Origin of the sequence: Candidatus Colwellia aromaticivorans (assembly GCF_003333305.1) — a bacterium.
Lineage (GTDB): Bacteria > Pseudomonadota > Gammaproteobacteria > Enterobacterales > Alteromonadaceae > Colwellia > Colwellia aromaticivorans.
In genome coordinates, this window is sequence record NZ_QOLD01000014.1 from 1 (window position 1) to 23,317 (window position 23,317).

General features: G+C 36.2%; 20 protein-coding genes. 13 read left to right on the top strand and 7 right to left on the bottom strand.

What is annotated here, in order from left to right:
- Positions 1-248: 248 nt before the first annotated feature.
- From DWA31_RS02175 to fadR, 8 genes are all read left to right on the top strand, one after another.
- Complete coding sequence (locus DWA31_RS02175) at positions 249-1,346, top strand: amine dehydrogenase large subunit (RefSeq protein ID WP_245942442.1); 1,098 nt, start codon at positions 249-251, stop codon at positions 1,344-1,346.
- Positions 1,346-1,906 carry a MauE/DoxX family redox-associated membrane protein gene (locus DWA31_RS02180; protein WP_114325035.1) on the top strand — a complete coding sequence of 187 codons (561 nt, stop codon included), beginning with the start codon at positions 1,346-1,348 and terminating at the stop codon, positions 1,904-1,906. Before DWA31_RS02175 ends, DWA31_RS02180 begins: the two co-directional genes overlap by 1 nt.
- Positions 1,907-1,923: 17 nt before the next feature.
- Positions 1,924-2,529 carry a redoxin domain-containing protein gene (locus DWA31_RS02185; protein ID WP_114325036.1) on the top strand — a complete coding sequence of 202 codons (606 nt, stop codon included), beginning with the start codon at positions 1,924-1,926 and terminating at the stop codon, positions 2,527-2,529.
- 12 nt (positions 2,530-2,541) lie between these two features.
- Positions 2,542-3,066, top strand: coding sequence for a methylamine dehydrogenase light chain (locus DWA31_RS02190; RefSeq protein WP_114325037.1), 525 nt, complete (start codon positions 2,542-2,544; stop codon positions 3,064-3,066).
- Positions 3,063-3,509 (top strand): cytochrome c, encoded by a 447-nt coding sequence (locus DWA31_RS02195; protein ID WP_245942443.1) that lies wholly within the window; start codon positions 3,063-3,065, stop codon positions 3,507-3,509. Before DWA31_RS02190 ends, DWA31_RS02195 begins: the two co-directional genes overlap by 4 nt.
- Positions 3,510-3,557: 48 nt before the next feature.
- Positions 3,558-4,151: a c-type cytochrome gene (locus DWA31_RS02200; protein WP_114325038.1), complete on the top strand. Its 594-nt coding sequence runs from the start codon at positions 3,558-3,560 to the stop codon at positions 4,149-4,151.
- Positions 4,152-4,789: 638 nt separating this feature from the next.
- A complete protein-coding gene (gene yghU / locus DWA31_RS02205) occupies positions 4,790-5,668 on the top strand; it encodes a glutathione-dependent disulfide-bond oxidoreductase (protein WP_114325039.1) in 879 nt (292 codons plus the stop codon).
- A 276-nt stretch (positions 5,669-5,944) separates the two neighbouring features.
- Positions 5,945-6,658: a fatty acid metabolism transcriptional regulator FadR gene (gene fadR, locus DWA31_RS02210; protein ID WP_114325040.1), complete on the top strand. Its 714-nt coding sequence runs from the start codon at positions 5,945-5,947 to the stop codon at positions 6,656-6,658.
- A 98-nt stretch (positions 6,659-6,756) separates the two neighbouring features.
- Here fadR and DWA31_RS02215 read toward each other — a convergent pair whose 3' ends face one another.
- The 6 genes from DWA31_RS02215 to DWA31_RS02240 all read right to left on the bottom strand — a co-directional run bounded on the left by DWA31_RS02215 (position 6,757) and on the right by DWA31_RS02240 (position 15,848).
- Positions 6,757-8,304: a SpoVR family protein gene (locus DWA31_RS02215; protein ID WP_114325041.1), complete on the bottom strand. Its 1,548-nt coding sequence runs from the start codon at positions 8,302-8,304 to the stop codon at positions 6,757-6,759.
- A gap of 37 nt (positions 8,305-8,341) precedes the next feature.
- The gene (locus DWA31_RS02220; RefSeq protein ID WP_114325042.1) at positions 8,342-9,619 is read right to left on the bottom strand and encodes a YeaH/YhbH family protein; all 1,278 of its coding nucleotides are present in this window, start codon (positions 9,617-9,619) and stop codon (positions 8,342-8,344) included.
- A gap of 80 nt (positions 9,620-9,699) precedes the next feature.
- On the bottom strand, positions 9,700-11,634 hold the full coding sequence (locus DWA31_RS02225; RefSeq protein ID WP_114325043.1) for a PrkA family serine protein kinase: 1,935 nt from the start codon (positions 11,632-11,634) through the stop codon (positions 9,700-9,702).
- A gap of 356 nt (positions 11,635-11,990) precedes the next feature.
- On the bottom strand, positions 11,991-13,385 hold the full coding sequence (ccoG, locus tag DWA31_RS02230) for a cytochrome c oxidase accessory protein CcoG (protein ID WP_114325044.1): 1,395 nt from the start codon (positions 13,383-13,385) through the stop codon (positions 11,991-11,993).
- A 160-nt stretch (positions 13,386-13,545) separates the two neighbouring features.
- On the bottom strand, positions 13,546-14,970 hold the full coding sequence (locus tag DWA31_RS02235; protein ID WP_114325045.1) for a sigma-54 interaction domain-containing protein: 1,425 nt from the start codon (positions 14,968-14,970) through the stop codon (positions 13,546-13,548).
- 296 nt (positions 14,971-15,266) lie between these two features.
- Positions 15,267-15,848, bottom strand: a complete 582-nt coding sequence (locus DWA31_RS02240) for a Fe-Mn family superoxide dismutase (RefSeq protein WP_114325046.1) — start codon at positions 15,846-15,848, stop codon at positions 15,267-15,269.
- Positions 15,849-16,115: 267 nt separating this feature from the next.
- Between DWA31_RS02240 and grxD the strand changes: the two genes are divergently transcribed.
- Both grxD and DWA31_RS02250 read left to right on the top strand, forming a co-directional pair.
- The gene (gene grxD, locus DWA31_RS02245) at positions 16,116-16,460 is read left to right on the top strand and encodes a Grx4 family monothiol glutaredoxin (RefSeq protein WP_114325047.1); all 345 of its coding nucleotides are present in this window, start codon (positions 16,116-16,118) and stop codon (positions 16,458-16,460) included.
- Between the two features lie 71 nt (positions 16,461-16,531).
- Positions 16,532-17,137 (top strand): peroxiredoxin, encoded by a 606-nt coding sequence (locus DWA31_RS02250; RefSeq protein WP_114325048.1) that lies wholly within the window; start codon positions 16,532-16,534, stop codon positions 17,135-17,137.
- A gap of 183 nt (positions 17,138-17,320) precedes the next feature.
- Here the strand turns inward: DWA31_RS02250 and rnt are convergent, their stop codons facing one another.
- Positions 17,321-18,001, bottom strand: coding sequence for a ribonuclease T (gene rnt, locus DWA31_RS02255; RefSeq protein ID WP_114325049.1), 681 nt, complete (start codon positions 17,999-18,001; stop codon positions 17,321-17,323).
- A gap of 174 nt (positions 18,002-18,175) precedes the next feature.
- Here rnt and DWA31_RS02260 point away from each other — a divergent pair, with 174 nt between their 5' ends.
- The 3 genes from DWA31_RS02260 (at position 18,176) to DWA31_RS02270 (ending at position 22,982) form a co-directional block, all read left to right on the top strand.
- Entirely contained in the window at positions 18,176-19,111 is a 936-nt protein-coding gene (locus DWA31_RS02260; RefSeq protein ID WP_245942444.1) for a flagellar protein MotY, read from the top strand.
- A gap of 151 nt (positions 19,112-19,262) precedes the next feature.
- Positions 19,263-20,933: a glutamine--tRNA ligase gene (gene glnS, locus DWA31_RS02265; RefSeq protein ID WP_114325050.1), complete on the top strand. Its 1,671-nt coding sequence runs from the start codon at positions 19,263-19,265 to the stop codon at positions 20,931-20,933.
- A 258-nt stretch (positions 20,934-21,191) separates the two neighbouring features.
- Positions 21,192-22,982 carry an ABCB family ABC transporter ATP-binding protein/permease gene (locus DWA31_RS02270; RefSeq protein WP_114325051.1) on the top strand — a complete coding sequence of 597 codons (1,791 nt, stop codon included), beginning with the start codon at positions 21,192-21,194 and terminating at the stop codon, positions 22,980-22,982.
- The last annotated feature ends 335 nt before the right edge of the window (positions 22,983-23,317 follow it).

Here is a 23,317-nt window from a genome sequence, read left to right on the forward strand (position 1 = left end):
GTTTTAGGCTGGAATCCAAGCAAAAAACAATGGATCTTCGACAAAAGACTTCGAAGATGACGTTATTAATGAACTCCTGAGCCAAGTGCATAGGCATGTTCAATTATTAATTTAAGGAATAAAACATGAAAGTTTATACACACTTTAAGCAAGTTTTTTTAGTGTGTTGCCTCTTTTTTTCAACAACCGTTTTTATGACTGCACAGGCAACTTAAAAAACGGCTGGTGATGTGGCACCAAGGACGGATTTGCCCCCATTACCAGTAGAAAAAACAGGTAACGTAGAAGTTTTGCCGAGTCAATTTCCAGAAACGTGGATGTTTGTTGATGAAGCAAGCTTTATGAGTATGTTTGGCGGCAAAATGATTTTACTTGATGTTGCTGAAAGTAAGCACGCTGATCGTATCAAAGGCACCGCAGATAAAAACTTGCTCGGTAATTTTATTCAAGCTAGAAAAAGACCTGAATTTTATATTATGGAGTCATTTCACTCCCGTGGCGCAAGAGGGCCTAAAACAGATGTGCTAACTATCTATAACAAAACGACGATGGCGACGTCTAAAGAAATTATTTGGCCAGACACTCGTTTACAGTCTTTACCTAGGCGTCATGCAATGGCATTGACGCCAGATGAAAAATTTCTATTTGTGGCTAACTTTAGTCCTGCTGCATCCATTACCGTGGTTGATCTAGACACCAAAGAAATTACCGCAACCATCGGTACTCCTGGTTGTGTGTTAACTTTTACCACTGGTAAAAGAAGCGTTTCTTCGCTCTGTAGTAATGGCGGAATGCTAACAACAGTATTAGATGAAACGGGCAAACTAAAATCTCAACATAGAATTAAAGCGTTTTTTGATACCGACAAAACGCCTATTTTTGAGCGACCAGTAATCATTAACGAAATTGCATATTTCCCAAGCTTTACTGGTGAAGTTCATGTGTTTGATTTCTCAGGTGAGGTGGCAAAATACCTTGAGCATTGGAGCTTAGTTACGGAAGACGAAAAGAAGAAAAACTGGAGACCGGGTGGTTTAGTGCTTAACGATGTTGATGAGCAAGGGATTATGTACCAAATTATGCATCCTGATGGTTATGATGGCTCACAAACTCATGGCGGTAGTCAGGTTTGGTTATTTGATATGCAAACAAAACAACGTCTTAAAGTAATAGATATACCTAGTTGGGCTGTTTCTGTTGCGGTAACCCGAGGTAAAGAGCCATTAATGGTAGTTACTAATGGTGAATTGCAACTTGATATATTTAACCCAAGAACAGGGAAATTGATACAAACTATTGGGGACTTTGGCAACGTTACTCCACTTCTTATTCATAAGGCGTATTAATGATGAGCTATGTATTTTCTGATGCGAGTGCTTTGTTTTTAATGTGGGTTTTTGCGCAGGCGGGCTTACATAAAGTGCAATCGGCTAACGGTGCTTATTATGCCAATTTGATTGCGCAATATTTAAACCTTGAAGCTTATTTAGATCATAGTGCTCAAGCAAAATCGCAATTTAAATTGCTTGCTAAAGGTATTGGCATAGTAGAAGTAACAGTAGCATTGGCACTTGTTATACCAAGTACTAGAGCCGTTGCCGCAATGTTAGCAATCGTTATATTAGTCTCTTATTTACTACTGATGGCTTTTCAAATAGTGCAAGGCAATAAAGAGTTAGATTGTGGTTGTATGGGCCCAGCAGGGCAGACAAGTATAAGTGGTAGCTTGTTACTACGTAATAGTATTTTTTCTGTTTTGGCTTGGTTGTGTTTAGCACCCGGTAACAGCTTTTTTACCAGTGCAATGGTGATGACGATAGTTATCTCTTTGGTGATGATTTTATTAAATTTAACGTTTGAGCAGCTTATTGTTAATGCTCAACGACTAAAAGTGCTTAGTCACTAAAAATTGAGGATGTAAATATGGATTTGCTAGTTATATCAAATATAGTTCTTTGGATCATAGTAGTAGTTTTTGCTGTGATTATTTATGCACTTACTCGTCAAATAGGCGTACTTTATGAGCGTGTTGCGCCTGCTGGCGCCCTTGCCATTAACCAAAAGCTTGAAGCCGGTCAAGTAGCGCCGGAACTAACGTTACAAACGATGGGTTCAACGTTAGTGAATGTTGGTGGTGCGCGTGATAATGGTCATTCACAACTGCTGTTTTTTATTTCGCCTACTTGTCCTGTGTGTAAAACATTATTACCCGCAATTAAATCAGCGGCTAAAGCTGAAGCTGATTGGGTTGATGTAGTGTTTGCTAGTGATGGCAAAAATGATGATCATCAAGGCTTGATCGATCAACAAGGCTTAACAAGTTTTCCTTATATTGTTTCAGAAGTACTAGGTAAAAGCTTTGGTATTGCCAAGCTACCTTATGCTGTGTTGATGAATCAAGACGGTGTTATTGCCTCGATGGGTATTATTAACTCGAGAGAACATATTGATAGTTTATTTGAAGCCAAAGAACATCAAGTGGCTTCTATTCAAGAGTTTATGTCTAAGCAAGCTTACCCAGCTAAATAATGGAAATTGACCATGAATTTTATTGATAAATTTTTTGAAAAAAAAGCACGTAATGTTGCTCAGTTGAGTAATCGCAGAGGTTTTATTAAAGGGATAGCAGCAAGCTTAGTTGGTGCGTCGACTATTCCTTTATTACCGGTAGCTAGAGCGGCAGATGCGCCAGTATTACCGCAAGAAGCAGGCGATCCATCCAGTTGTGATTATTGGCGTTATTGCGCAATAGACGGTTTTTTATGTGATTGTTGTGGGGGAAGTTACAATACTTGCCCACCTGGGACTGAAATGTCACCCATCACGTGGATTGGTACCTGTCGTAATCCTATCGATGGTCGTAACTATGTGATTTCCTATAATGACTGTTGTGGTAAAACCCAATGTGGTACTTGTTTGTGTCAACGAGATGAAGGGGATAGACCATTATACCGCTCTGATAAATCAAACGATGTAAATTGGTGTTTAGGCGCAACTAGCTCTGTTTACCATTGTTCAACGGCCATTGTTGTTGGTATTGCTTTTGATGAAAGTAGTAGCAAGTGAGTGCGTTAAGTTTATGCGTAAAACCTGTTGTTTGGGGACTATTTGTTTTTTGTAGTTTCCAAACACTTGCTGAAGATAATCTGCTAAAAATGAATACCGATAGAGCTAAGTTTAATTATCAAATGTTCTGCCAAGGTTGTCATACCCCTGATGGTACTGGCGGCAAGTCGGTACCTAAAATTAAAAATCATATTGGTTATTTTCTACAAAATCAGGTTGCTCGTGAATATTTAGTTAGAGTGCCTGGCTCTGCTAATTCGTCGCTAAATAATGAACAGTTGGCAGAAGTACTTAACTGGATGATTATAGAGTTTGGTGGCGAGAGTGTGCCAAAAAATATGCAATATTATACAACGAATGAAGTTGCTAAGTTACGACAGAAGTCTTTATTTGAAGTTGTAGAATATAGAAAAATGTTAATCAAGCAATTAGAAGTTAATTAGCCATTAATTAGCTTTTGGGATTTTACATTAATAAATTTAGGACAATCGATGAAAATAATTACAAAGAACAAATTTAATAAAATAGCACCGATTGCTTTTTTGACGTGTTTGGCCATCAATCAACCTGTTGTTGCCAATGAGCAAAGTAATGTTGATGATTTAGTCAAAGCTTGTATTACATGTCACGGGGAGAAAGGGGTTTCTAGCAACACGAATTACCCCAACTTAGCAGGGCAAAAACAAGGTTATCTTAATAAAGAAATTAAAGCCTTTCGTGATGGTAAACGTCATAATCCGTTGATGCTACCTTTTGTTAATAAGCTTAGTGATAATGATATTACTAAGCTGGCTAGTTATTTCTCAATGCAAAAAAATGACATTAACGCTAGTGAAATACAGAATAAACAAGGAGAAAATGTTCGCGCTCGTTGTATTTCTTGCCATGGAATGACAGGGATCACAGTGACGCAATTGTGGCCTAACTTAGCAGGGCAGCAGGCCAAGTATCTACAAAAACAATTACGTAATTTTAAAAGTGGTGAGCGACAATCGCCTATCATGCAAGTCATTGCGCAAGAGTTAACAGATGAGCAGATAGTCGCTGTTGCAGAGTACTATAGTCAGCAAGCAGCGAGTCAGTAAGTCAATCAAAGTGTTTCTAAACCAGTCATTCTGGGAAGGCTGAGCAAATCATGCTCGTCGTTGCATCTGTTTTTAAGAGAATAACCTTTATACCAATCTCACTAAATATGTGATCATTTCTACTGGTTAAAATAACCAACTACTTTGTTGTTTATTTAATAATTAACGCTGCATGGATGCAGCTTATGTGGACAATTCAGGAGATTGTCCTGATCATGAACCTCTCAGTAGTCCTGAAACAGACATTTTGAAGTATCCTGAGTATATACTCATGATAGCAACTCCTACATTCTCTAATAAGTTAGATTTTTGTTCACTGTAGCGCAAGAGGCTACTTGTAGCCTGTGATTAACTGTCAGAGAGTAGAGAGAGGTTAGATTGAATAAGATAACCTGCATTATCGACCTACGTGATAATTTTAATAAAAACAAAAATGGTAATTATTCACCATATATTGTATTCCAGTTGTGTCTTTGCCCACAGGACGTAGGTATTTAGCTTTGGTCTGGACACCAAAGCTGAAGCTGAAATCACAGTGTTTAAAAGTCTAGACTCCCGATTTAAATACCTCGGGAGTGACGATAGGTGAATAGATACTGATAACCTTATATTAATAAATGATAATAATGGAGCTGAGAATGTCTGAAAATACTTATGAACCACCAAAAATTTGGCAATGGAAAACAGAGAGTGGTGGTAAGTTTGCCAGTATTAATCGCCCTATAGCAGGGGCTACACATCAAGCTGACTTGCCTGTAGGTAAGCACCCTTTTCAACTTTATTCGTTGGCCACACCTAATGGCGTTAAAGTGACCATTCTATTGGAAGAATTATTAGCTTTAGGGATAAAAGAAGCCGAGTACGATGCTCACCTGATTGAAATTCTGGAGGGGAGCCAATTTGCATCAGGGTTTGTCGAAGTAAACCCAAACTCTAAAATTCCTGCTTTAGTGGATAATAGCGGTGATAGCAAACTGCCCATTTTCGAATCTGGTGCGATACTTTTATATCTAGCAGAGAAGTTTGATGTTTTTTTACCAACAGAGCCGTTGATTAAGGCACAATGCTTATCGTGGTTATTTTGGCAAGTTGGTAGTGCGCCATATTTAGGCGGAGGTTTCGGCCATTTTTACGCATATGCACCAGAAAAATTCGAATATCCGATAGAGCGGTTTACCATGGAAGTAAAGCGTCAGCTTGATGTGTTAGATCGACATTTAGCTAATAACAAATACATGTGCGGTAACCAATATACCATTGCGGATATGGCTATCTGGCCTTGGTATGGTGCACTATTGCAAAATAAAGTATATGAAGCAGCAGAATTTTTACAAACTCAATCTTATAAAAACTTAGTACGTTGGACTGAGGAAGTTGGCAAACGGGAAGCAGTTAAGCGTGGGAGAATGGTTAATCGTACTTGGGGAGAATTGGACGAGCAGTTACATGAACGCCATGATGAAAGTGATTTTGAATTGAAAACTCAGGATAAACAGCTTGATCCTGAATTAAGTTAACACTGAACTATGACGTTGTGTTGATTTTGTCTGAAATGTTTGGATATTAGTTTTGACTGAATCGTATAATTATAATGGCCAATTTTTTCATAGCGAGTTTAGATGTGTTTTTAAAGTAACTGTTATTGAATCTCATCGTTCTAAAACACTCACATAATGAATATTTTCAACTTAAGTGGCTATGAATACACGTTTCAGTTTTGATTACGCTTGTACCAAAAAAATCTTCTGGTAGAATCCTTTGTATTGTTTTTGTTTATAGGTAGTTAAGCCGACATGGTTATAAAAGCTAAAAGCCCTGCGGGATTCGCTGAGCAATATATTGTTGAATCTATTTGGAATGGAGGGTTTCCTCCAGGATCCATTTTACCTGCAGAGCGTGAGTTATCAGAGCTAATTGGTGTAACTCGAACAACGCTTAGAGAAGTTCTTCAGCGCTTAGCTAGAGATGGTTGGTTAACAATAAAGCATGGAAAGCCAACGAAAGTTAATTATTTTTGGGAAACATCCAGTTTAAATATTTTAGAAACGTTAGCTCAGTTAGATCAAGAAGGTATTCCTGATTTGGTGGATAATCTACTATCGGCTCGTACTAATATTAGTGCTATTTATGTACGTGGTGCAATAAAAAACAATCCAGAAAAAACAATTGAGTTATTAAGTTCCTATGTCGATATAGAAGATACTGGCGAGGCTTTTGCTGACTTTGATTATAAATTAAATAAAGCGTTAGTGACGGCTTCTGGTAATTCTATTTACTTATTAATATTGAATGGTTTCAGAGGTCTATACTCACGTATTGGTAGTTTGTATTTTTCTCATCCGATGGGACGCGAAATTTCTAGAACTTATTACCAAAAGTTAATTGATTTAGCTAAAGAGAATCGTTTTGATGATTCTATATTTGCAGTAAGAAAATATGGTATTGAATCGGGAAAACTTTGGGCTGACTTGAAAGATGATGTTTTGAAAGAACTTACCGTAGACTGATTTATTTTAAAGCTGAACTTAAATTTTTAAGGCGACATGGGCATTGTCCATTTTTTTGTAGTCGCCTTTTTTATTGATAAAGTACAGTACTTTGCTTTTTACTCTGGTTTCTTTAACGTATCAGAACATTGAGCAATAATAACATCCTCTCCTTCATTTTTTTCTTGCACAATTTTCACATCAAACTGCCATAAATAATGTAAATGCTTAAGCACTTCCTCTTTAGAATCACCTAGTTCTGTGCCATTGTGTGGTATATAACGTAGAGTGAGCGACCTATCACCATCAATATTTGCATCAATAATTTGAATGTTAACCTCTAAATTACTGAGGTTGTATTGGTCGGCTAACTTATGCCGAATTTTTTTATAACCTTGTTCATTATGTATTGCGCCGATTTCAACATAATTATTATTTTCATCATCATGAATGTGAAATAGTTTGAAATCACGAATAAGTTTTGGTGATAAATATTGGCTTATAAAACTTTCATCTTTAAAATTTTCCATCGCAAAATGTAATGTATCTAACCAGTTACTTCCGGCAATTTCAGGAAAAAATTCTTTGTCTTCCTTTGTAGGGTGTTCACAAATACGCCTGATATCAATGAACATATTAAAACCCAAAGCATAGGGATTAATGCCTGAATAATATTTACTATTATATTCTTGCTGCGCGACTACGTTGGTATGATTATGTAAAAACTCCAACATAAATTTATCGGTTACTAAACCTTCGTCGTAGAGATGGTTTAATATAGTGTAATGCCAAAAACATGCCCAACCTTCATTCATTACTTGAGTTTGTTTTTGTGGATAGAAATATTGAGAGATTTTTCTGACTATTCTGACTATTTCTCGTTGCCAAGGTTTCAGTAAAGGGGCATTTTTTTCAATAAAGTAAAGGATGTTTTCTTGAGGCTCTGAAGGAAATTTATACTTAGGTTCGTTGTTGTTCTTATTAGCATTAGGCTCAGTTCGCCATAACATGTTAACTTGAGATTGTAGGTATTCTTCCCGCTCTTTTTGACGTTTTAACTCTTCATCAAGAGAAATTTTTTGCGGTCGTTTATAACGATCTACACCATGGTTCATTAAAGCATGACAGGCATCTAATGTTGCTTCAACGTCATCTATGCCATATTTATTCTCACAGTTAGCGATATAGTTTTTTGCAAAAAGTAAATAATCAATAATAGAACTAGCGTCTGTCCAAGATTTAAAAAGATAATTTCCTTTGAAAAATGAATTATGACCATAACAAGCATGAGCCATAACTAACGCTTGCATTGGCATGGTGTTTTCTTCCATTAAATAAGAGATGCATGGGCTAGAGTTGATCACTATTTCATAGGCTAAGCCCATTTGTCCTCGTTTGTAAGTTTGCTCTGTTTGTATGAATTTTTTACCAAAAGTCCAATGATTGTAGCCAATTGGCATACCAACACCAGCGTAAGCATCCATCATTTGCTCGGCGGTAATTACCTCTATTTGATTAGTATAAGTATCTAGTCGGTAATGTTCAGCTACACGTGCTATTTCAGTTTGATACTGCTCTAGTAACTCGAATGTCCAATCTGGGCAATCGTCTAATGGTTTTATTTGTGGAGTAACTGTTGAAGGTTTTTTTTTGTTTGTTGTCACCATAATTTCACCTATCTCCTATTTTTTGCATTAACCGTGTTTAGGCAGCATTCTTGGTACTTTTTTTGAATAGTTTTCTAAAAACAGGGTATATGTCTGCGGCTTCTTTTATATGTTGTATGGCGAAATGAGGATGAGTTTCCATTATTTGTTGGTATTGTTGCCATAATGTTTGGTGAGCTCGTTGGGTTATTTCTATATAGCTGAAATAACGTGTTTTTGGTAATATTTTATCAATCAATAATGATTTACATAGCGGAGAGTCATCAGCCCAATTGTCTCCGTCAGAAGCTTGAGCACCATAAATATTCCACTGGTTATCATCATACCTTTCTGTGATTATGTCATTCATTAGTTGCAAGGCACTAGAAGCAATAGTGCCCCCTGTCTCTTGAGAATAGAAAAACTCATGTTCATCTACTTCTTTCGCTTGGGTATGGTGGCGAATATATACAACGTCAATATTTTTATAAGTTCTGCTGAGAAATAAATAGAGCAAAATATAAAATCGCTTTGCCATTTCTTTGGTTGCTTGATCCATCGAACCAGACACATCCATTAAGCAAAACATTACCGCTTTTGATGTCGGTACTGCTTGTTTAGCAAAATTTCTAAAACGCAAATCAAACGTATCAATAAAGGGAACTTTTGCTATTTTTTCTTCAAGTATTTGTATTAATTTTTTAAGTTCTCGTTCTTCACTTATATGGTCGTGTTTATCCTGCTGTAAATCGTCCAATGTTTGTTGGTATTCTTTAAGCTGTTTGCGTTTTGACGATGTCATCGCTATGCGTCTTGCAATTGATCCTTGCAATGATTTTACAATATCAATATTGGAGGCAACCCCTTCAGCACAAAAGCCTGAACGTACCGTTTTATATTCAATCAGTTTATCGAGTTGATTTTTTTCTAAATTTGGCAACTCTAAATCTTCAAAAAGTAAATTTAAGTACTCTTCTTTTGATATTGAAAAAGTAAAGTCGTCATCTCCTTCTCCACTGTCACTTGCATCGCCTTTGCCACCACCTTGTCCTTGTTGATTCGGTGGTTTGGGTATGCGATCACCAGTAATAAATTGATCATTCCCTGGGTGGACTCTATCATTAATGCCGCCACTGCCTCGATGAAACACGGGTTCAGACATGTCTTTTTTGGGAATAACTATATTCTCACCAGAGTCTATGTCTGTGACACCACGTTTATTAATGGCATCAGATACTGATTTTTTGATCTGGTTTTTATAGCGCCTTAAAAAGCGCTGACGATTAACAGTACTTTTATTCTTACTGTTGAGTCGTCTATCAATAAAGTTAGCCATTATTAACTCCTTACCTCTTTAGTTACCTGCTTAGCTTATTTATGAGAATAAGTTAAAACGTCTAGTTAAAGAGACACTACTTATGACGATTTTCTTACGCGCAAATACCATTCTGACAATAACCTAACTTGCTTTTGGGTATAGCCTTTACTCATCATACGTTCAACAAAATCATCATGTTTTTGTTGATCATCTTTTGATGTTTTTGAATTAAAAGAAATAACAGGTAATAAATCTTCAGTGTTTGAAAACATTTTTTTCTCAATAACAGTGCGAAGCTTTTCATAACTAACCCACGATGGGTTATGACCATTATTATTTGCTTTTGCTCTTAGTACAAAGTTGACAATTTCATTACGAAAATCTTTAGGATTACTAATGCCGGCTGGTTTTTCAATTTTCTCTAATTCATCATTTAGTGACTGTCTATCAAATAGTTGTCCTGTTTCTGCGTCACGATATTCTTGATCTTGAATCCAAAAATCAGCATAAGTGACATAGCGATCAAAAATGTTTTGGCCATATTCAGAGTAAGACTCTAAATACGCAGTTTGAATTTCTTTTCCTATGAATTCAATATAGTGAGGTGTTAAATATCCTTTTATAAATTCCAAATAACGTTCTGAAATTTCTTTTGGTAATTGTTCACGTTCTACTTGCTGCTCAAGCACATAAAATAAATGTACGGGGTTGGCGGCAACCTCAACATTGTCAAAATTAAATACTCGGGAAAGTATTTTAAAAGCAAAGCGAGTTGATAGACCTGACATGCCTTCATCAATACCGGCATAATCTCTATATTCTTGATAAGATTTTGCTTTTGGATCAGTATCTTTTAATGTTTCGCCATCATAAACTCGCATTTTAGAATAGATGCTAGAGTTAACTGGATCTTTTAAACGAGAAAGTACGGAAAACTGCGCTAAAATTTCTAAAGTGTCTGGTGCACATTGTGCCGTTTTTAATTCACTGTGTTCCAATAATTTTTTATAGATATTAACTTCTTCAGACACGCGCATACAATAAGGTACTTTAACAATATAAACTCTATCCAAAAAGGCTTCGTTATTTTTATTATTTCTAAAGGTTTGCCATTCAGATTCATTTGAATGGGCTAATAAAATGCCATTAAAAGGCAGGGCTGATAATCCTTCGGTTGGATTGTAGTTTCCTTCCTGAGTTGCCGTTAACAAAGGGTGTAGCACTTTGATTGGTGCTTTGAACATTTCTACAAACTCCATCAGCCCTTGGTTTGATCTACATAATGCGCCAGAATAACTATAAGCATCAGCGTCATTTTGAGCAAAATGCTCTAACTGTCTTATATCCACTTTCCCTACAAGTGCTGAAATATCCTGATTGTTATCATCGCCGGGCTCAGTTTTAGCAATGGCAATTTGATCCAATATTGATGGGTATACTTTTACAACTTTGAACTTGGCTATATCACCTTTAAATTCATGTAATCGTTTAGCCGCCCATGGAGAAATTATGCTATTGAGATAGCGCTCAGGAATATTATATTCCTCTTTCAATATTTTTCCGTCTGAATGTACATCAAATAAACAAAAGGGGTGATCGTTTACTGGGCTACGTATGCCATTAACACTTAGTACATAAATTGGTTCTTTTTGCATTAAGGCTTTTAACTTTTCAGCTAATGATGATTTACCACCACCAACAGGACCAAGTAAATAAAGAATTTGCTTTTGCTCTTCTAAGCCTTGAGAGGCATGTTTAAGGTAAGCAACTATTTGTTCAATAGCTTCTTCCATCCCGTAAAATTCCGTAAAGGCAGGGTATCTGTTAATGACTCTATTGGAAAATATCCGGCTTAACGTGGGTTCAGTAGAAGTATCTACAGCTTCTGGTGTGCCAATAGCACTAAGTAGTCTTTCTGATGCGCTAGCATAGGCAAGTTTATCTTCTTTACAGAGTGCTAAAAACTCTTGCAGGCTAAACTCTTCCTGTTGAGCCTGTTCGTAACGTGATTGATAATGTTGAAAAATAGTCATAACCATCTCCAAAGGGTTGCGTGCTAACCTACCAATGTTCATTTTATTTATGTCTTACTTTAAGATTAGTTGTTTTAGCTGATATTGCTAACAAAAATTGTAAATAAAATGTACTAGTATTTTGAAAAGTCGTAATTAATTAGGGGGTTGTTATGCGTGTTCGTTAACTGTTTTTAGCTAAAATATATTTTTTAATGAAAGTGCAGCGTTCGTGCAAAAGGTGGGATATATACCCATGATACTTCAAGCTGAATCCGACATATTGAAGTAACATGGGTATAACTGTTTACTAAACTGAGTGTTAAAAAGCCGCTTAGATAAACAGTTAATATATTTATTTATGGTAGATAAACCCTTTAATCACGGAAAAATATTGTTTCTCTTTTCAATAAAATACTAGGCTGTTCAATTGCTTGAATAATAAAGCTGATGTTGGTCATTTTATTTTCTAGACTATTTCCATCAGCGGTTAAAGTTAAAGGAACAGTTTGCATAGCACCTGATTTTATTAACAATTTTTTTGGTAGTTTTAATAATGTAGTATCAATTTCAGGTACCTTGATACTAAAATGCAATGGCTGCTGGCTTTTATTGAGTATTTTTAAGGTGTAAGTATTTTCAATAATACCTTGGTAGTCAACACTATATAAGGCGTTTCTGTCGCGTAGTATGCTAGCTTCTAATGGAATTCTTGCGTTAATCCATAAAACCATCGCGATAGAACACACTAGGCAAAAGCTGGCATAAGCAGCTAGTTTGAAGCTAAAACCTTTCGATGTTTCTCCCGTTAATGCTTGTTCACTGGTATAACTAATTAACCCTTTTGCGTAGTTAAAGCGTGTCATGGTTTCATCGCAAGCATCAATGCATAGTGCGCAATTTATACACTCGTATTGCATACCGTTACGTATATCAATGCCGGTAGGGCACACTTCAACACATAGATTGCAGTCAACACAATCACCTAAACCTTGTTCTTGCTTAAGCTGCTGTGAATCATCTTTAAGTTTGCGTGCTCCTCGGTTTTCACCACGTTGAGCATCATAAGCGACTAATAAGGTGTTTTTATCAAACATTGCTGATTGAAATCTGGCATAAGGACACATGTCAATGCATACCTTCTCTCTTAACCAACCAGCATTCCCGTATGTGCATAAGGTAAAAAATAAAACCCAAAAGGTAATGAGTGCTGTCCAGTTAAAAGAAAGCAAATCAAGATACAAACTCTGTACTGGAATGAAATATGAAATAAAGGTGGTTGCAGTTAAAAAAGACATTAATAACCAAATGCAATGTTTAAGCGATTTTTTCTGAAGTTTATGTAAACTCCATGGTGATTTATCTAGTGCTATACGCTGGTTACGCTTTCCTTCAATTCTATGTTCAACCCAGACATAAGCTAATGTCCAGATAGTTTGTGGGCAGACATAGCCACACCAAACACGCCCTAGCCAAGTAGTAACAAAAAATAGTGCGAAAGCAGCAAGCATTAAAATACCGGCCAGTAGTACAAAGTCTTGTGGCCAAAAAGTAAAAGCAAAAATTCTAAATTGTTGCTTACCAATATCAAATAGCACCGCTTGTTGCCCTTGGTATTGCAAAAAAGGAATGATGATAAAAGTTATCATTAATAACCAACTGAGTAATCGCCGATAGTTTTGATATACGCCTTTTTGTTCTCGAACATATATCGATTGTTGAGATTTATGTGGTTTGATTATCAGTTGTTCTTCTTTAAAATTAAACTTCATTGATTAGGTACAAAGTAATAAGTGAGTGTTCTCCTTACTTCAATTAATGAGCCAAAAGTTATTTTATTTAAGTTGTTGTATTTTAATGGATTAAAATATTCAAGGGGAAAGTGGAAAACACGATATATCGTGGAATAGTGATATATCGTGGTTTTTTAAATTATCGTCGACTGATATTAAGTTTTTTCATTCGAGATCTTAATGTACTGTCGGGCATACCCAATATTTTTGCTGCGCCGTTATCTCCACCAACACGCCAGTGGCAATTGTTGAGTATCTCGATAATATAAGCTTTTTCAATGTCGGCAAGTGGTTTTTGTGAAGTATTAGTCACTTGATGACTTTTAGAAAAAGTTTGTTGAATATTGAGCAGTTCTGAAGTGGATAAAATAACTTCGCGCTCTAGAATGTTTTGTAATTCTCGAATGTTGCCAGGCCAATGATAGCTGGCAAGTTTGGCTAAACTGCGTTTATTGATGCCTTGAATATTTTTATTCAGCTTATTATTTAGTTGCTTTAATATGCCATGGCATAACAAAGGAATGTCTTCGATACGTTGTCTTAGTGCAGGTATGTAGATAGGGAATACATTTAAACGGTAATATAAATCCATTCTAAAAAGACCTTGCTCGACCATAGCGAATAAATCTCTATTAGTGGCGACAATAATTCTAATATCAACTTTAATGGTTTTAGAACCGCCGACACGTTCGAGCTCTCTTTCTTGTAATACTCGTAATAATTTACTTTGTGCTTCTAACGATAGTTCACCAATCTCATCTAAAAATAATGTGCCTTTATCAGCTAATTCAAATCGACCCTTACGCCTTTCGTTTGCGCCAGTAAAGGCGCCTCTTTCATGACCAAATAATTCTGATTCTAATAAATTGGCGCTAATTACTGCACAATTTACTTTAACTAACGGTGAGCTACAACGTTGACTAAGTTGGTGTAAATTACGAGCCACCACTTCTTTTCCGGTACCATTTTCACCTAGAACTAATACAGTGCTGTCGGTTTTAGCAACAAGTTTTATTTGCTGTAACATTTGTCTGTAGGCAAGGTTGTTACCTTCTAAGCCAGAGCCATTCCATGTTTTATTAATTTCATCTTGTAGGTAACTGTTTTCGTCTTGTAATTTTTCAGTCAGATCTTGTACTTTTTTTAGGGCTGCTCTGAGATTATTATCAGCAAGTCGTTGTTGACTAACATCGCGAAATATTGCTACAGCACCAATGAGTTCGTCCTGTTTATAAACGGGTGTAGATGTATACTCAACAGGAAAGCTGCTACCATCTTTGCGCCAAAAAACTTCATTGGTTATTTTTCGTTCTATGCCATCGCGCATAGTGTTGTAAATATGGCATTCATGACTAGGGTAGGGATCGCCATTTTCATGACTATGATGGTGATACTCATGAATATTTTTTCCCAGTAATTCTTTTGCTTTCCAACCGGTCATTTGCTCCGCAGCAGGGTTTATAAATACGGCATTACCGTTTATATCAAACCCATAAATGCCCTCGCCAACAGCATTTAATAATAGGTTTGAACTGACTAAAAATTGCTCGATGTTATCAGGCATGCACTAGCTAACTCTTTTGTTGTTTAACGTGTTCTGAATAAACACGATATATCGTGGCTTGTGCTTGCTAGTTTAAATCTGTTTTTTAGAAAAGAAAAGAAAAGAAAAGAAAAGTGAATGTTGGGGAGTTGTGTCTTTTACTCTCTGTGTTTAATATCAGTCGAACAGTCGATAATTTTTCGTCAATAAAGGCCTTTTATTATCTGGTCAAGTTATGCGGTTATTATGCTAAGTGATGAAAAACGAATATACACGTTCGTTTTTCATCACTTATTTTATAGTCGAAACTAGCAGGATTAGCTAAAGTTAGCTTGGGCAAAATCCCAATTAGCTAATGCCCAAAATGCTTCCATATATTTAGGGCGTAAATTACGGTAATCAATATAGTAAGCATGTTCCCATAAATCAACAGTGATTAATGGCGTTACACCAGCTTCAGTTATTGGTGTTGCCGCATTAGAGGTATTGACTATTGCTAAGCTGCCATCGGCATTTTTAACTAACCAAGTCCAACTTGAGCCAAAGTTATTAATGGCACTGTCGGTAAACTTTGCTTGAAATTGTGCAAATGAACCAAAAGTGGCATTAATCGCATTAGCTAATGCACCGCTAGGCTCATTTCCACCATTTGGGCTTAAACTATTCCAGTAAAAGGTATGATTCCAGATTTGTGCGGCATTATTAAAAATGCCAGCAGAAGAAGATTTTACAATCTCCTCTAATGATTTATCCGCAAATTCGGTGCCTTCAATCAAACCGTTAAGCTTAACCACATAAGTATTGTGATGTTTCCCATAATGAAATGATAACGTTTCTGCAGAAATGTGTGGTTCTAATGCGTTTTGTTCATAAGGTAACGCAGGTAATTCAATAGCCATGGTGCTCTCCAATTTTCTTTATTTAAGTGTTTTAACGAATAAAGAGTGTGTTTTCCTTAAAACTTGAGTAAAATACTCAGGTATTAAATTTATACTATATTGACTACTTACTGTATAGGTTTTCTTGTTCTATTTTTCAAGTAGTTCAGTTGAAAATAGTATTTAATGTGAAGTATTTATTATATTGAATTGAAAAGTGAGTTTTTGACTCCATAACTTGTACACAAGAGAATTCAATATAATGAATATTATTTTTTAGAGGTTATTATGGATACTATTGAACGCATTAAAGAACAAATTAGTGAAAATACAGTATTACTGTATATGAAAGGCTCACCAAAATTACCAAGTTGTGGTTTTTCTTCACAAGCTTCACAAGCGCTGATCAATTGTAATGAACAATTTGCTTATGTAGATATTTTACAAAACCCAGATATTAGAGCTGAATTACCTAAATATGCTGATTGGCCAACTTTTCCACAACTATGGGTTGAGGGTGAATTAGTTGGCGGTTGTGACATTATTATCGAAATGTTCCAACAAGGTGAGCTGCAAACTTTAGTTGAAGAAGCAGTTGCTAAAAATAGCACTGAAGATAGCAACGCTGAATAAGCATTAAATTTTTAAAACAGCCACAGTGTTAAACAGTGGCTATATATTTTCACAAAAAACGGAGTATTAAGATGAGCGTATTAGTTGGTCGTCCAGCACCAGACTTCACTGCAGCAGCAGTATTAGGTAGCGGCGAGATTGTTGATAGTTTTACGTTAAGCGAAGCTATTAAAGGTAAAAAAGCAGTTGTTTTTTTCTACCCATTAGATTTTACTTTTGTATGTCCGTCTGAGTTATTAGCTTTTGATCACCGTATGGATGAATTCAAAAGCCGTGGCGTAGAAGTTATTGGTGTTTCTATTGATTCACAATTTTCTCATAATGCATGGCGTAATACTGCAATTAATGATGGCGGTATTGGTCCAGTACAATATACGTTAGTTGCTGATACTAAACATGAAATTTGTAAAGCATATGATGTAGAACATCCTGAAGCTGGCGTTGCATTTCGTGGTTCATTCTTAATTGATGGAGAAGGCAATGTTCGTCATCAAGTAGTGAATGATTTACCACTAGGCCGTGATGTTGATGAAATGTTACGTATGGTTGATGCTTTACAATTCCACGAAGACCACGGTGAAGTTTGTCCTGCTGGTTGGAATAAAGGCGACAAAGGTATGACTGCTTCTCCAGACGGTGTTGCTGCTTACCTTACGGATAATGCTGATAAACTATAATAATTTAGTCTCGTGATATTCTTCACGAGCAGATTATAGTTAATGCTAAAAATCATTTAAAAAGGCTAGAGTTTTATCGACTCTAGCCTTTTATTTGTTTAAATTATTATTCGCTATTCGCTATTCGCTATTCGCTATTCGCTATTCGCTATTCGCTATTCGCTATTCGCTATTCGCTATTCGCTATTCGCTATTCGCTTCGGGCACAGCTAGCGGCCAACCACCTAAGCCATGCCATTTATTGACAATGTGACAAAAAAGCTCGGCGGTTTTTTCTGTATCATATAAAGCCGAATGGGCTTCATTATTATTGAAATCAATTTTCGCAGCGATGCAAGCTTTTGCTAACACAGTTTGGCCTAAGGCTAGCCCCGCTAGTGTCGTGGTATCAAAACTAACAAAAGAATGAAACGGGCTACGCTTTATTTTACAGCGACTTGTTGCTGCATTTAAAAAACCTAAATCAAATGCGGCATTATGAGCAACAATAATTGCTCGTTGGCAACCGGCTAACTTCATTTTTTTTCTTACTAACTTAAATAACGCTTTTAAAGCGACTTCTTCATCAACTGCGCCACGTAATGGGTTAGTGGGATCAATGCCGGTAAATTCTAACGCTTTAGGCTCTAAGTTTGCCCCTTCAAAAGGGTGCACGTTAAATTGTATTGTTTCATCGATAGAAAATTTACCAGTCACCTCATCTAAAGATAAAACTGAAGCGGCTATTTCTAGTAAGGCATCGGTTTGCGCGTTAAAACCCGCAGTTTCAACGTCAATGACTACGGGGAAATAGCCTCTAAAACGCTGTGCGAAAAGGGGTTTAGTTTGCTCATTATTGTCTTTTTTATTTACACTTTCTGGCATGCTGTTTTAGATTAGTTGATGTTGCTAAAAATTTGGGGGATTATCTCAGAAAAATAGAATAAAGACGAGGGTGAAATAAATACTAATAGTTAATAAAATTACTATAAAGTGTTAAAGTTATTTTAAGGTAGGGCGATACAAAGAGTGCCATCTATTAATTTTGTTGCAAAAACTATGAAAAAACTTTTTCTTGAAACCAATAAATCATTGATGACTTACTGCTTAGGCTCTTTGACAAAAGTAAAAGTACTACTGTTTTTTGGTCTGTTTTGTAGTGTTTTTGTCAATAATGCACAAGCTGGTATTCGCCAATACAGCGCCAGTATTAATACTTCTCAATGGCAGTTAGCAAATGACTCTCGTTTGCAATGTACTTTAGCACATCAAATCCCTCATTATGGTCAAGCGCGTTTTTCAGCAAAAGCAAGCCGAAAATTGAATATGGAATTTGAATTAGATATGCTGCTTTTGCCCGACAGCTATTCTCTTGCTCAGGTTCGTAGTGAATCACCTAGTTGGCGTCCAGGGCATGGTGGCCGTGTATTAGCGGATATGAAATTATATAAACAATTTAACCCAAGTTTGCCTAAAAAAGTAGCGTGGACTATGTTAAGTGAATTAGAGCAGGGCATGAGCCCAACGTTTTACTATGATGATTGGCATAGTAAACAAGATAAAATTTCGGTTAGCTTATCAACCGCACGCTTTAATACTGCATACAGAAACTTTGTCGCTTGCGTAGGTAACTTACTTGATTATAGTTTTGATGATATTTCCTATACGGTTTTAAACTATCAATCCAATAGCGATAAATTTACTAAAGCTTCACAAAGACGTATTAATATGATTCGTGAGTATTTAAGTTTAGATCCAAATCTTGAATTGGTACTTGTTGATGCATATTCAGATAGTTATGGTGGTCGTTGGTCTAATTTAAAACTATCGGAACGTCGTGCATTAAAAATACGTGACTACTTTGTTAAAAATGGGATAAACGCGGATAGAATTGAAGCAAAAGGCTACGGTGAAAAACGCCATATTGCTTCTAACGATACTACATTAGGTCGTGGAAAAAACCGAAGAGTAGTTATTCAAATGCAAAAAATGTAGTTATCCATATATATACTCGAACCCTCTGCAACTTACCTATTGAAGTTGCTGAGGTATAAAAGGCTCAGTTGAGCCTTTTTTGCTATTCGCTGCTCTGAACTCTTGATATAATGCCGACAATTACGTTAATTATTTTTTAGAGGTTTTGTGGATGTCGGAAGCTGAAAATCGACCAACCAATTTTATTCGCCAAATTATCGATGCTGATCTTGCTAGTGGTAAACATAACGCAGTACAAACGCGTTTTCCGCCTGAGCCGAATGGTTTTTTACATATAGGTCACGCTAAGGCCATTTGTTTGAATTTTGGCATTGCTCAAGATTACAACGGATTATGTAATTTACGCTTTGATGATACGAACCCTGAAAAAGAAGATATAGACTATGTGCATGCGATTAAAAAAGATGTGCAGTGGTTAGGTTTTGAATGGGCTGGCGATATTCATTACTCTTCAGGCTATTTTGATCAATTACATGGCTTTGCTGTTGAATTAATTGAAAAAGGCTTAGCTTATGTGTGTTTCTTAAATGGTGAAGAAACGCGTGAATACCGCGGTACGTTAAACAAGCCGGGTAAGAATAGCCCCTATCGCGATACCTCAGTTGAAGAGAATTTAGCGTTATTTGAGAAGATGAAAAACGGCGAGTGTCAAGAAGGTGAATGTTCGCTTCGCGCAAAAATTGATATGAGCTCAAGCTTTATGTGTTTACGTGATCCGATTATTTATCGTGTTAGGTTTGCTCATCATCATCAAACAGGCGATAAATGGTGTATTTATCCAATGTATGATTTTACCCATTGTTTATCAGATGCCATTGAAGGTATCACGCATTCGATCTGTACATTAGAGTTTCAAGATAACCGCCGTTTATATGATTGGGTTATTGATAATGTTTCAGTACCTTCTATACCACATCAGTATGAATTTTCTCGTTTAAATCTTGAATACACATTAATGAGTAAACGTAAATTACACACATTAGTGGAAGAAAAGTTAGTTGATGGTTGGGATGATCCTCGCATGCCAACAGTTGCCGCATTTCGACGCCGTGGCTATACGCCAGCTTCACTGCGAGAATTTGCTAAACGTATTGGTGTTACCAAGATGGAAAACACCGTTGAAATGAGCGTATTAGAAGCTTGTATTCGTGAAGATTTAAATGATAATGCACCACGTGCAATGGCAGTACTTGATCCAATTAAACTTGTGATCGAAAACTATGCTGAAGGTAAAACTGAAGACCTAACGGTAAAAAATCATCCAAGTGATGAAAGCCAAGGGGTACGTATTGTGCCATTTAGCGGTGAACTTTATATCGAAGCTGAAGACTTTAGAGAAGAAGCGAATAAAAAGTATAAGCGATTAGTGGTTGATAAAGCCGTGCGCTTGCGTGGGGCTTATGTTGTAACCGCTACGCGTTGTGATAAAGACGAACAGGGCAATGTAACAACAGTATATTGTACTTACAATGAAGATACTTTAGGTAAAAACCCAACGGATGGCACAAAACCTAAAGGGGTTATTCATTGGGTTGATGCGCAAAAATCACTTACCGCAACAGTGCGTTTATATGACCGATTATTTACAGTACCAAATCCTGCAGCAGAGACTGATTTTCAGAGTGTGATGAACCCAGAATCATTGGTTGTTATTAACAATGCGAAAGTAGAGCCATCTTTAGCCAATGCTAAAGCTGAGCAAGCTTTTCAATTTGAACGTCAAGGTTACTTTTGTTTGGACAGTGACATCAAAAACACGGGCGACTTAGTGTTTAACCGCACGGTTGGCTTACGTGATACTTGGGCTAAAATATCTAAATAAACCGGTTATTTGTAGTCATACGAATAGTGAATAAAGAAAGCCAATAGTACATAATTATTGGCTTTTTGCTATTACATTTGTAATTAAAAATTTTATCAAAATAGTTAGTTTAATCGTTATATTTTGGTCTAAATTAACTATTGATAAATCATTTTAAAAAACTGAAATATCTATCCTCATTTATATTTATGTATAAAACTAACTGTTGAATAATAATTTTAAGATCAGTTATTTTCAAATCTTAAACGGATTACAATCATGCGAGCAAGCAAAATAAATCAAGTAGAAGCTGAGCACTTTAGCTGGCATATCATCAAAGATATTTTTCCGTATCTGATTGAATATAAAAGTAGGGTATTGTTTGCTGTAGGTTTTATGATATTAGCTAAAGTTGCTAGTGTTTGCCTACCCTTTATCCTTAAGTATATTGTAGATGGAATAGATACTTCTCAATTCGACCAAGCTTCACTATTGGTTGTGCCTATTGGGCTTGTCTTAGCTTATGGTTTAGTGCGTTTGTCTAATGTCGTTTTTGGTGAAATTAGAGATGTGCTCTTTGGTAGAGTTACTGAAAGATCTATCCGAAGAATTAGCCTAAATGTTTTTAAACACTTACACAAATTAGATTTAGAATACCATTTAGACAGAAGAACTGGCGGGTTAGCGCGAGATATAGAACGAGGCGCATCAGGTATAAACTTTCTTATGCGCTTTATGGTCTTTAACATAGTTCCCACACTGTTAGAAATCACTATGGTGATAGGTGTTTTATTCTATAACTACTCAATAGGTTTTGCTGGTATTAGCTTAACCGCAATAGCTGCATATATTACGTTCTCTGTTAAAACAACTGATTGGCGGGTGAAGTTTATAAGGGAGGCGAATAAAGCTGATTCTAGTAGTAATAATCATGCTGTTGACTCTTTACTCAACTATGAAACGACAAAGTATTTTTCGAACGAAGATTTTGAAGCGAATAGATATGATAAAGATCTAGAGGCTTGGGAAATCGCAAAACGTAAAAATAGACTGTCTCTTTTTGCGCTAAATGGCGGGCAAGCTTTTATTATTGCTACGGCAATCACAGCAATGATGATGTTAGCCGCTTATAACGTTACCCAAGGTGATATGACACTTGGGGATTTTGTACTAATTAATGCCTTTATTATGCAAATATTCTTACCATTAAATTTCTTAGGTTTTGTTTACCGTGAAATTAAGGGGTCACTTGCTAATATCGAACACCTATTTGGCCTAATGTCGATAAAGCCAAAAATAGTCGATTTGGATGACGCAAAAGAGTTAAATGTTGTTAGTGGGAAGATAGATTTTAATAACATTAGTTTTTCTTACAACAAGAAAAGAAAAATAATAAGTAATGTCAACTTTTCTGTTAATGCTGGAGAAAAAGTAGCCATAGTAGGTCCAAGTGGCCACGGAAAATCGACGTTGATGAAGTTGCTATTTAGATTTTATGATGTAAATGATGGTTCAATTTGTATAGACGGACAAGACATAAAAAAAGTGACACTAAAGTCATTGCGACGTGCTATTGGCGTAGTTCCACAAGATACCGTTCTTTTTAATGAATCAATCTTTGAAAATGTTCGCTATGGAAACCCTTCTTCTAGTGATGCTGATGTTTATAAAGCTATTAAGCTAGCTCATTTAGATGAGTTTATAAAATTGCTTCCTGATGGTGTCGAAACTGTTGTTGGCGAGCGAGGGTTAAAATTAAGCGGTGGTGAAAAGCAACGTGTAGCTATTGCTAGAACAATTATCAAGAACCCTCCAATACTAATTTTTGATGAAGCGACTTCATCACTTGATAGTCATTCAGAACAAGCTATTTTAGCTGCATTTAGAGAGATATCACAGAATTCAACCAGTTTGGTTATAGCACATAGATTGTCAACAATTGTCGATGCAGACAGAATAATATTTATAGACAACGGTGCAATTGCAGAAGAAGGGAGTCATTCGACTCTATTAGCAAAAAATGGGTTATATGCGTCCTTGTGGGAAGCTCAATTGAATAATGATAATTAGTTATAGTAGTAAAATGTATGGCTTTTTTTCGCTAAAAGTAGGTGGAATAAAGCTGTAATGGTTAATTAATACTGAGTAATTCAACATTCAACATTAGTACCTATCCCCTTGGTATTTTGTCAGCACTTCGATTGCCATAACCTAGTTCACTAGGGATAAATAATTGATTTTTTCTTCAACCACTATTCGTTGAACTCCTTCCGTCGACCCACTGATCACACTATTAATACCAATCTCACTAACTATGTGATCATTTCTACTTGTTAAAACGATCAACTACTTCGTTATTTATTTAATAGCTAGAGCAACTAGTTATTGAAATAAACGCCTTGTAT

What these genes read in the sequence shown, in the direction of transcription:
- fadR (WP_114325040.1), top strand. Translation starts at nt 5,945, where the DNA reads ATGGTTATAAAAGCTAAAAGCCCTGCGGGATTCGCTGAGCAATATATT.
- DWA31_RS02200 (WP_114325038.1), top strand. Translation starts at nt 3,558, where the DNA reads ATGAAAATAATTACAAAGAACAAATTTAATAAAATAGCACCGATTGCT.
- DWA31_RS02270 (WP_114325051.1), top strand. Translation starts at nt 21,192, where the DNA reads ATGCGAGCAAGCAAAATAAATCAAGTAGAAGCTGAGCACTTTAGCTGG.
- DWA31_RS02190 (WP_114325037.1), top strand. Translation starts at nt 2,542, where the DNA reads ATGAATTTTATTGATAAATTTTTTGAAAAAAAAGCACGTAATGTTGCT.
- yghU (WP_114325039.1), top strand. Translation starts at nt 4,790, where the DNA reads ATGTCTGAAAATACTTATGAACCACCAAAAATTTGGCAATGGAAAACA.
- DWA31_RS02220 (WP_114325042.1), bottom strand. Translation starts at nt 9,619, where the DNA reads ATGGCTAACTTTATTGATAGACGACTCAACAGTAAGAATAAAAGTACT.
- DWA31_RS02260 (WP_245942444.1), top strand. Translation starts at nt 18,176, where the DNA reads ATGAAAAAACTTTTTCTTGAAACCAATAAATCATTGATGACTTACTGC.
- ccoG (WP_114325044.1), bottom strand. Translation starts at nt 13,385, where the DNA reads ATGAAGTTTAATTTTAAAGAAGAACAACTGATAATCAAACCACATAAA.
- DWA31_RS02180 (WP_114325035.1), top strand. Translation starts at nt 1,346, where the DNA reads ATGATGAGCTATGTATTTTCTGATGCGAGTGCTTTGTTTTTAATGTGG.
- DWA31_RS02225 (WP_114325043.1), bottom strand. Translation starts at nt 11,634, where the DNA reads ATGACTATTTTTCAACATTATCAATCACGTTACGAACAGGCTCAACAG.
- DWA31_RS02240 (WP_114325046.1), bottom strand. Translation starts at nt 15,848, where the DNA reads ATGGCTATTGAATTACCTGCGTTACCTTATGAACAAAACGCATTAGAA.
- glnS (WP_114325050.1), top strand. Translation starts at nt 19,263, where the DNA reads ATGTCGGAAGCTGAAAATCGACCAACCAATTTTATTCGCCAAATTATC.
- DWA31_RS02250 (WP_114325048.1), top strand. Translation starts at nt 16,532, where the DNA reads ATGAGCGTATTAGTTGGTCGTCCAGCACCAGACTTCACTGCAGCAGCA.
- DWA31_RS02215 (WP_114325041.1), bottom strand. Translation starts at nt 8,304, where the DNA reads ATGGTGACAACAAACAAAAAAAAACCTTCAACAGTTACTCCACAAATA.
- DWA31_RS02185 (WP_114325036.1), top strand. Translation starts at nt 1,924, where the DNA reads ATGGATTTGCTAGTTATATCAAATATAGTTCTTTGGATCATAGTAGTA.
- rnt (WP_114325049.1), bottom strand. Translation starts at nt 18,001, where the DNA reads ATGCCAGAAAGTGTAAATAAAAAAGACAATAATGAGCAAACTAAACCC.
- grxD (WP_114325047.1), top strand. Translation starts at nt 16,116, where the DNA reads ATGGATACTATTGAACGCATTAAAGAACAAATTAGTGAAAATACAGTA.
- DWA31_RS02235 (WP_114325045.1), bottom strand. Translation starts at nt 14,970, where the DNA reads ATGCCTGATAACATCGAGCAATTTTTAGTCAGTTCAAACCTATTATTA.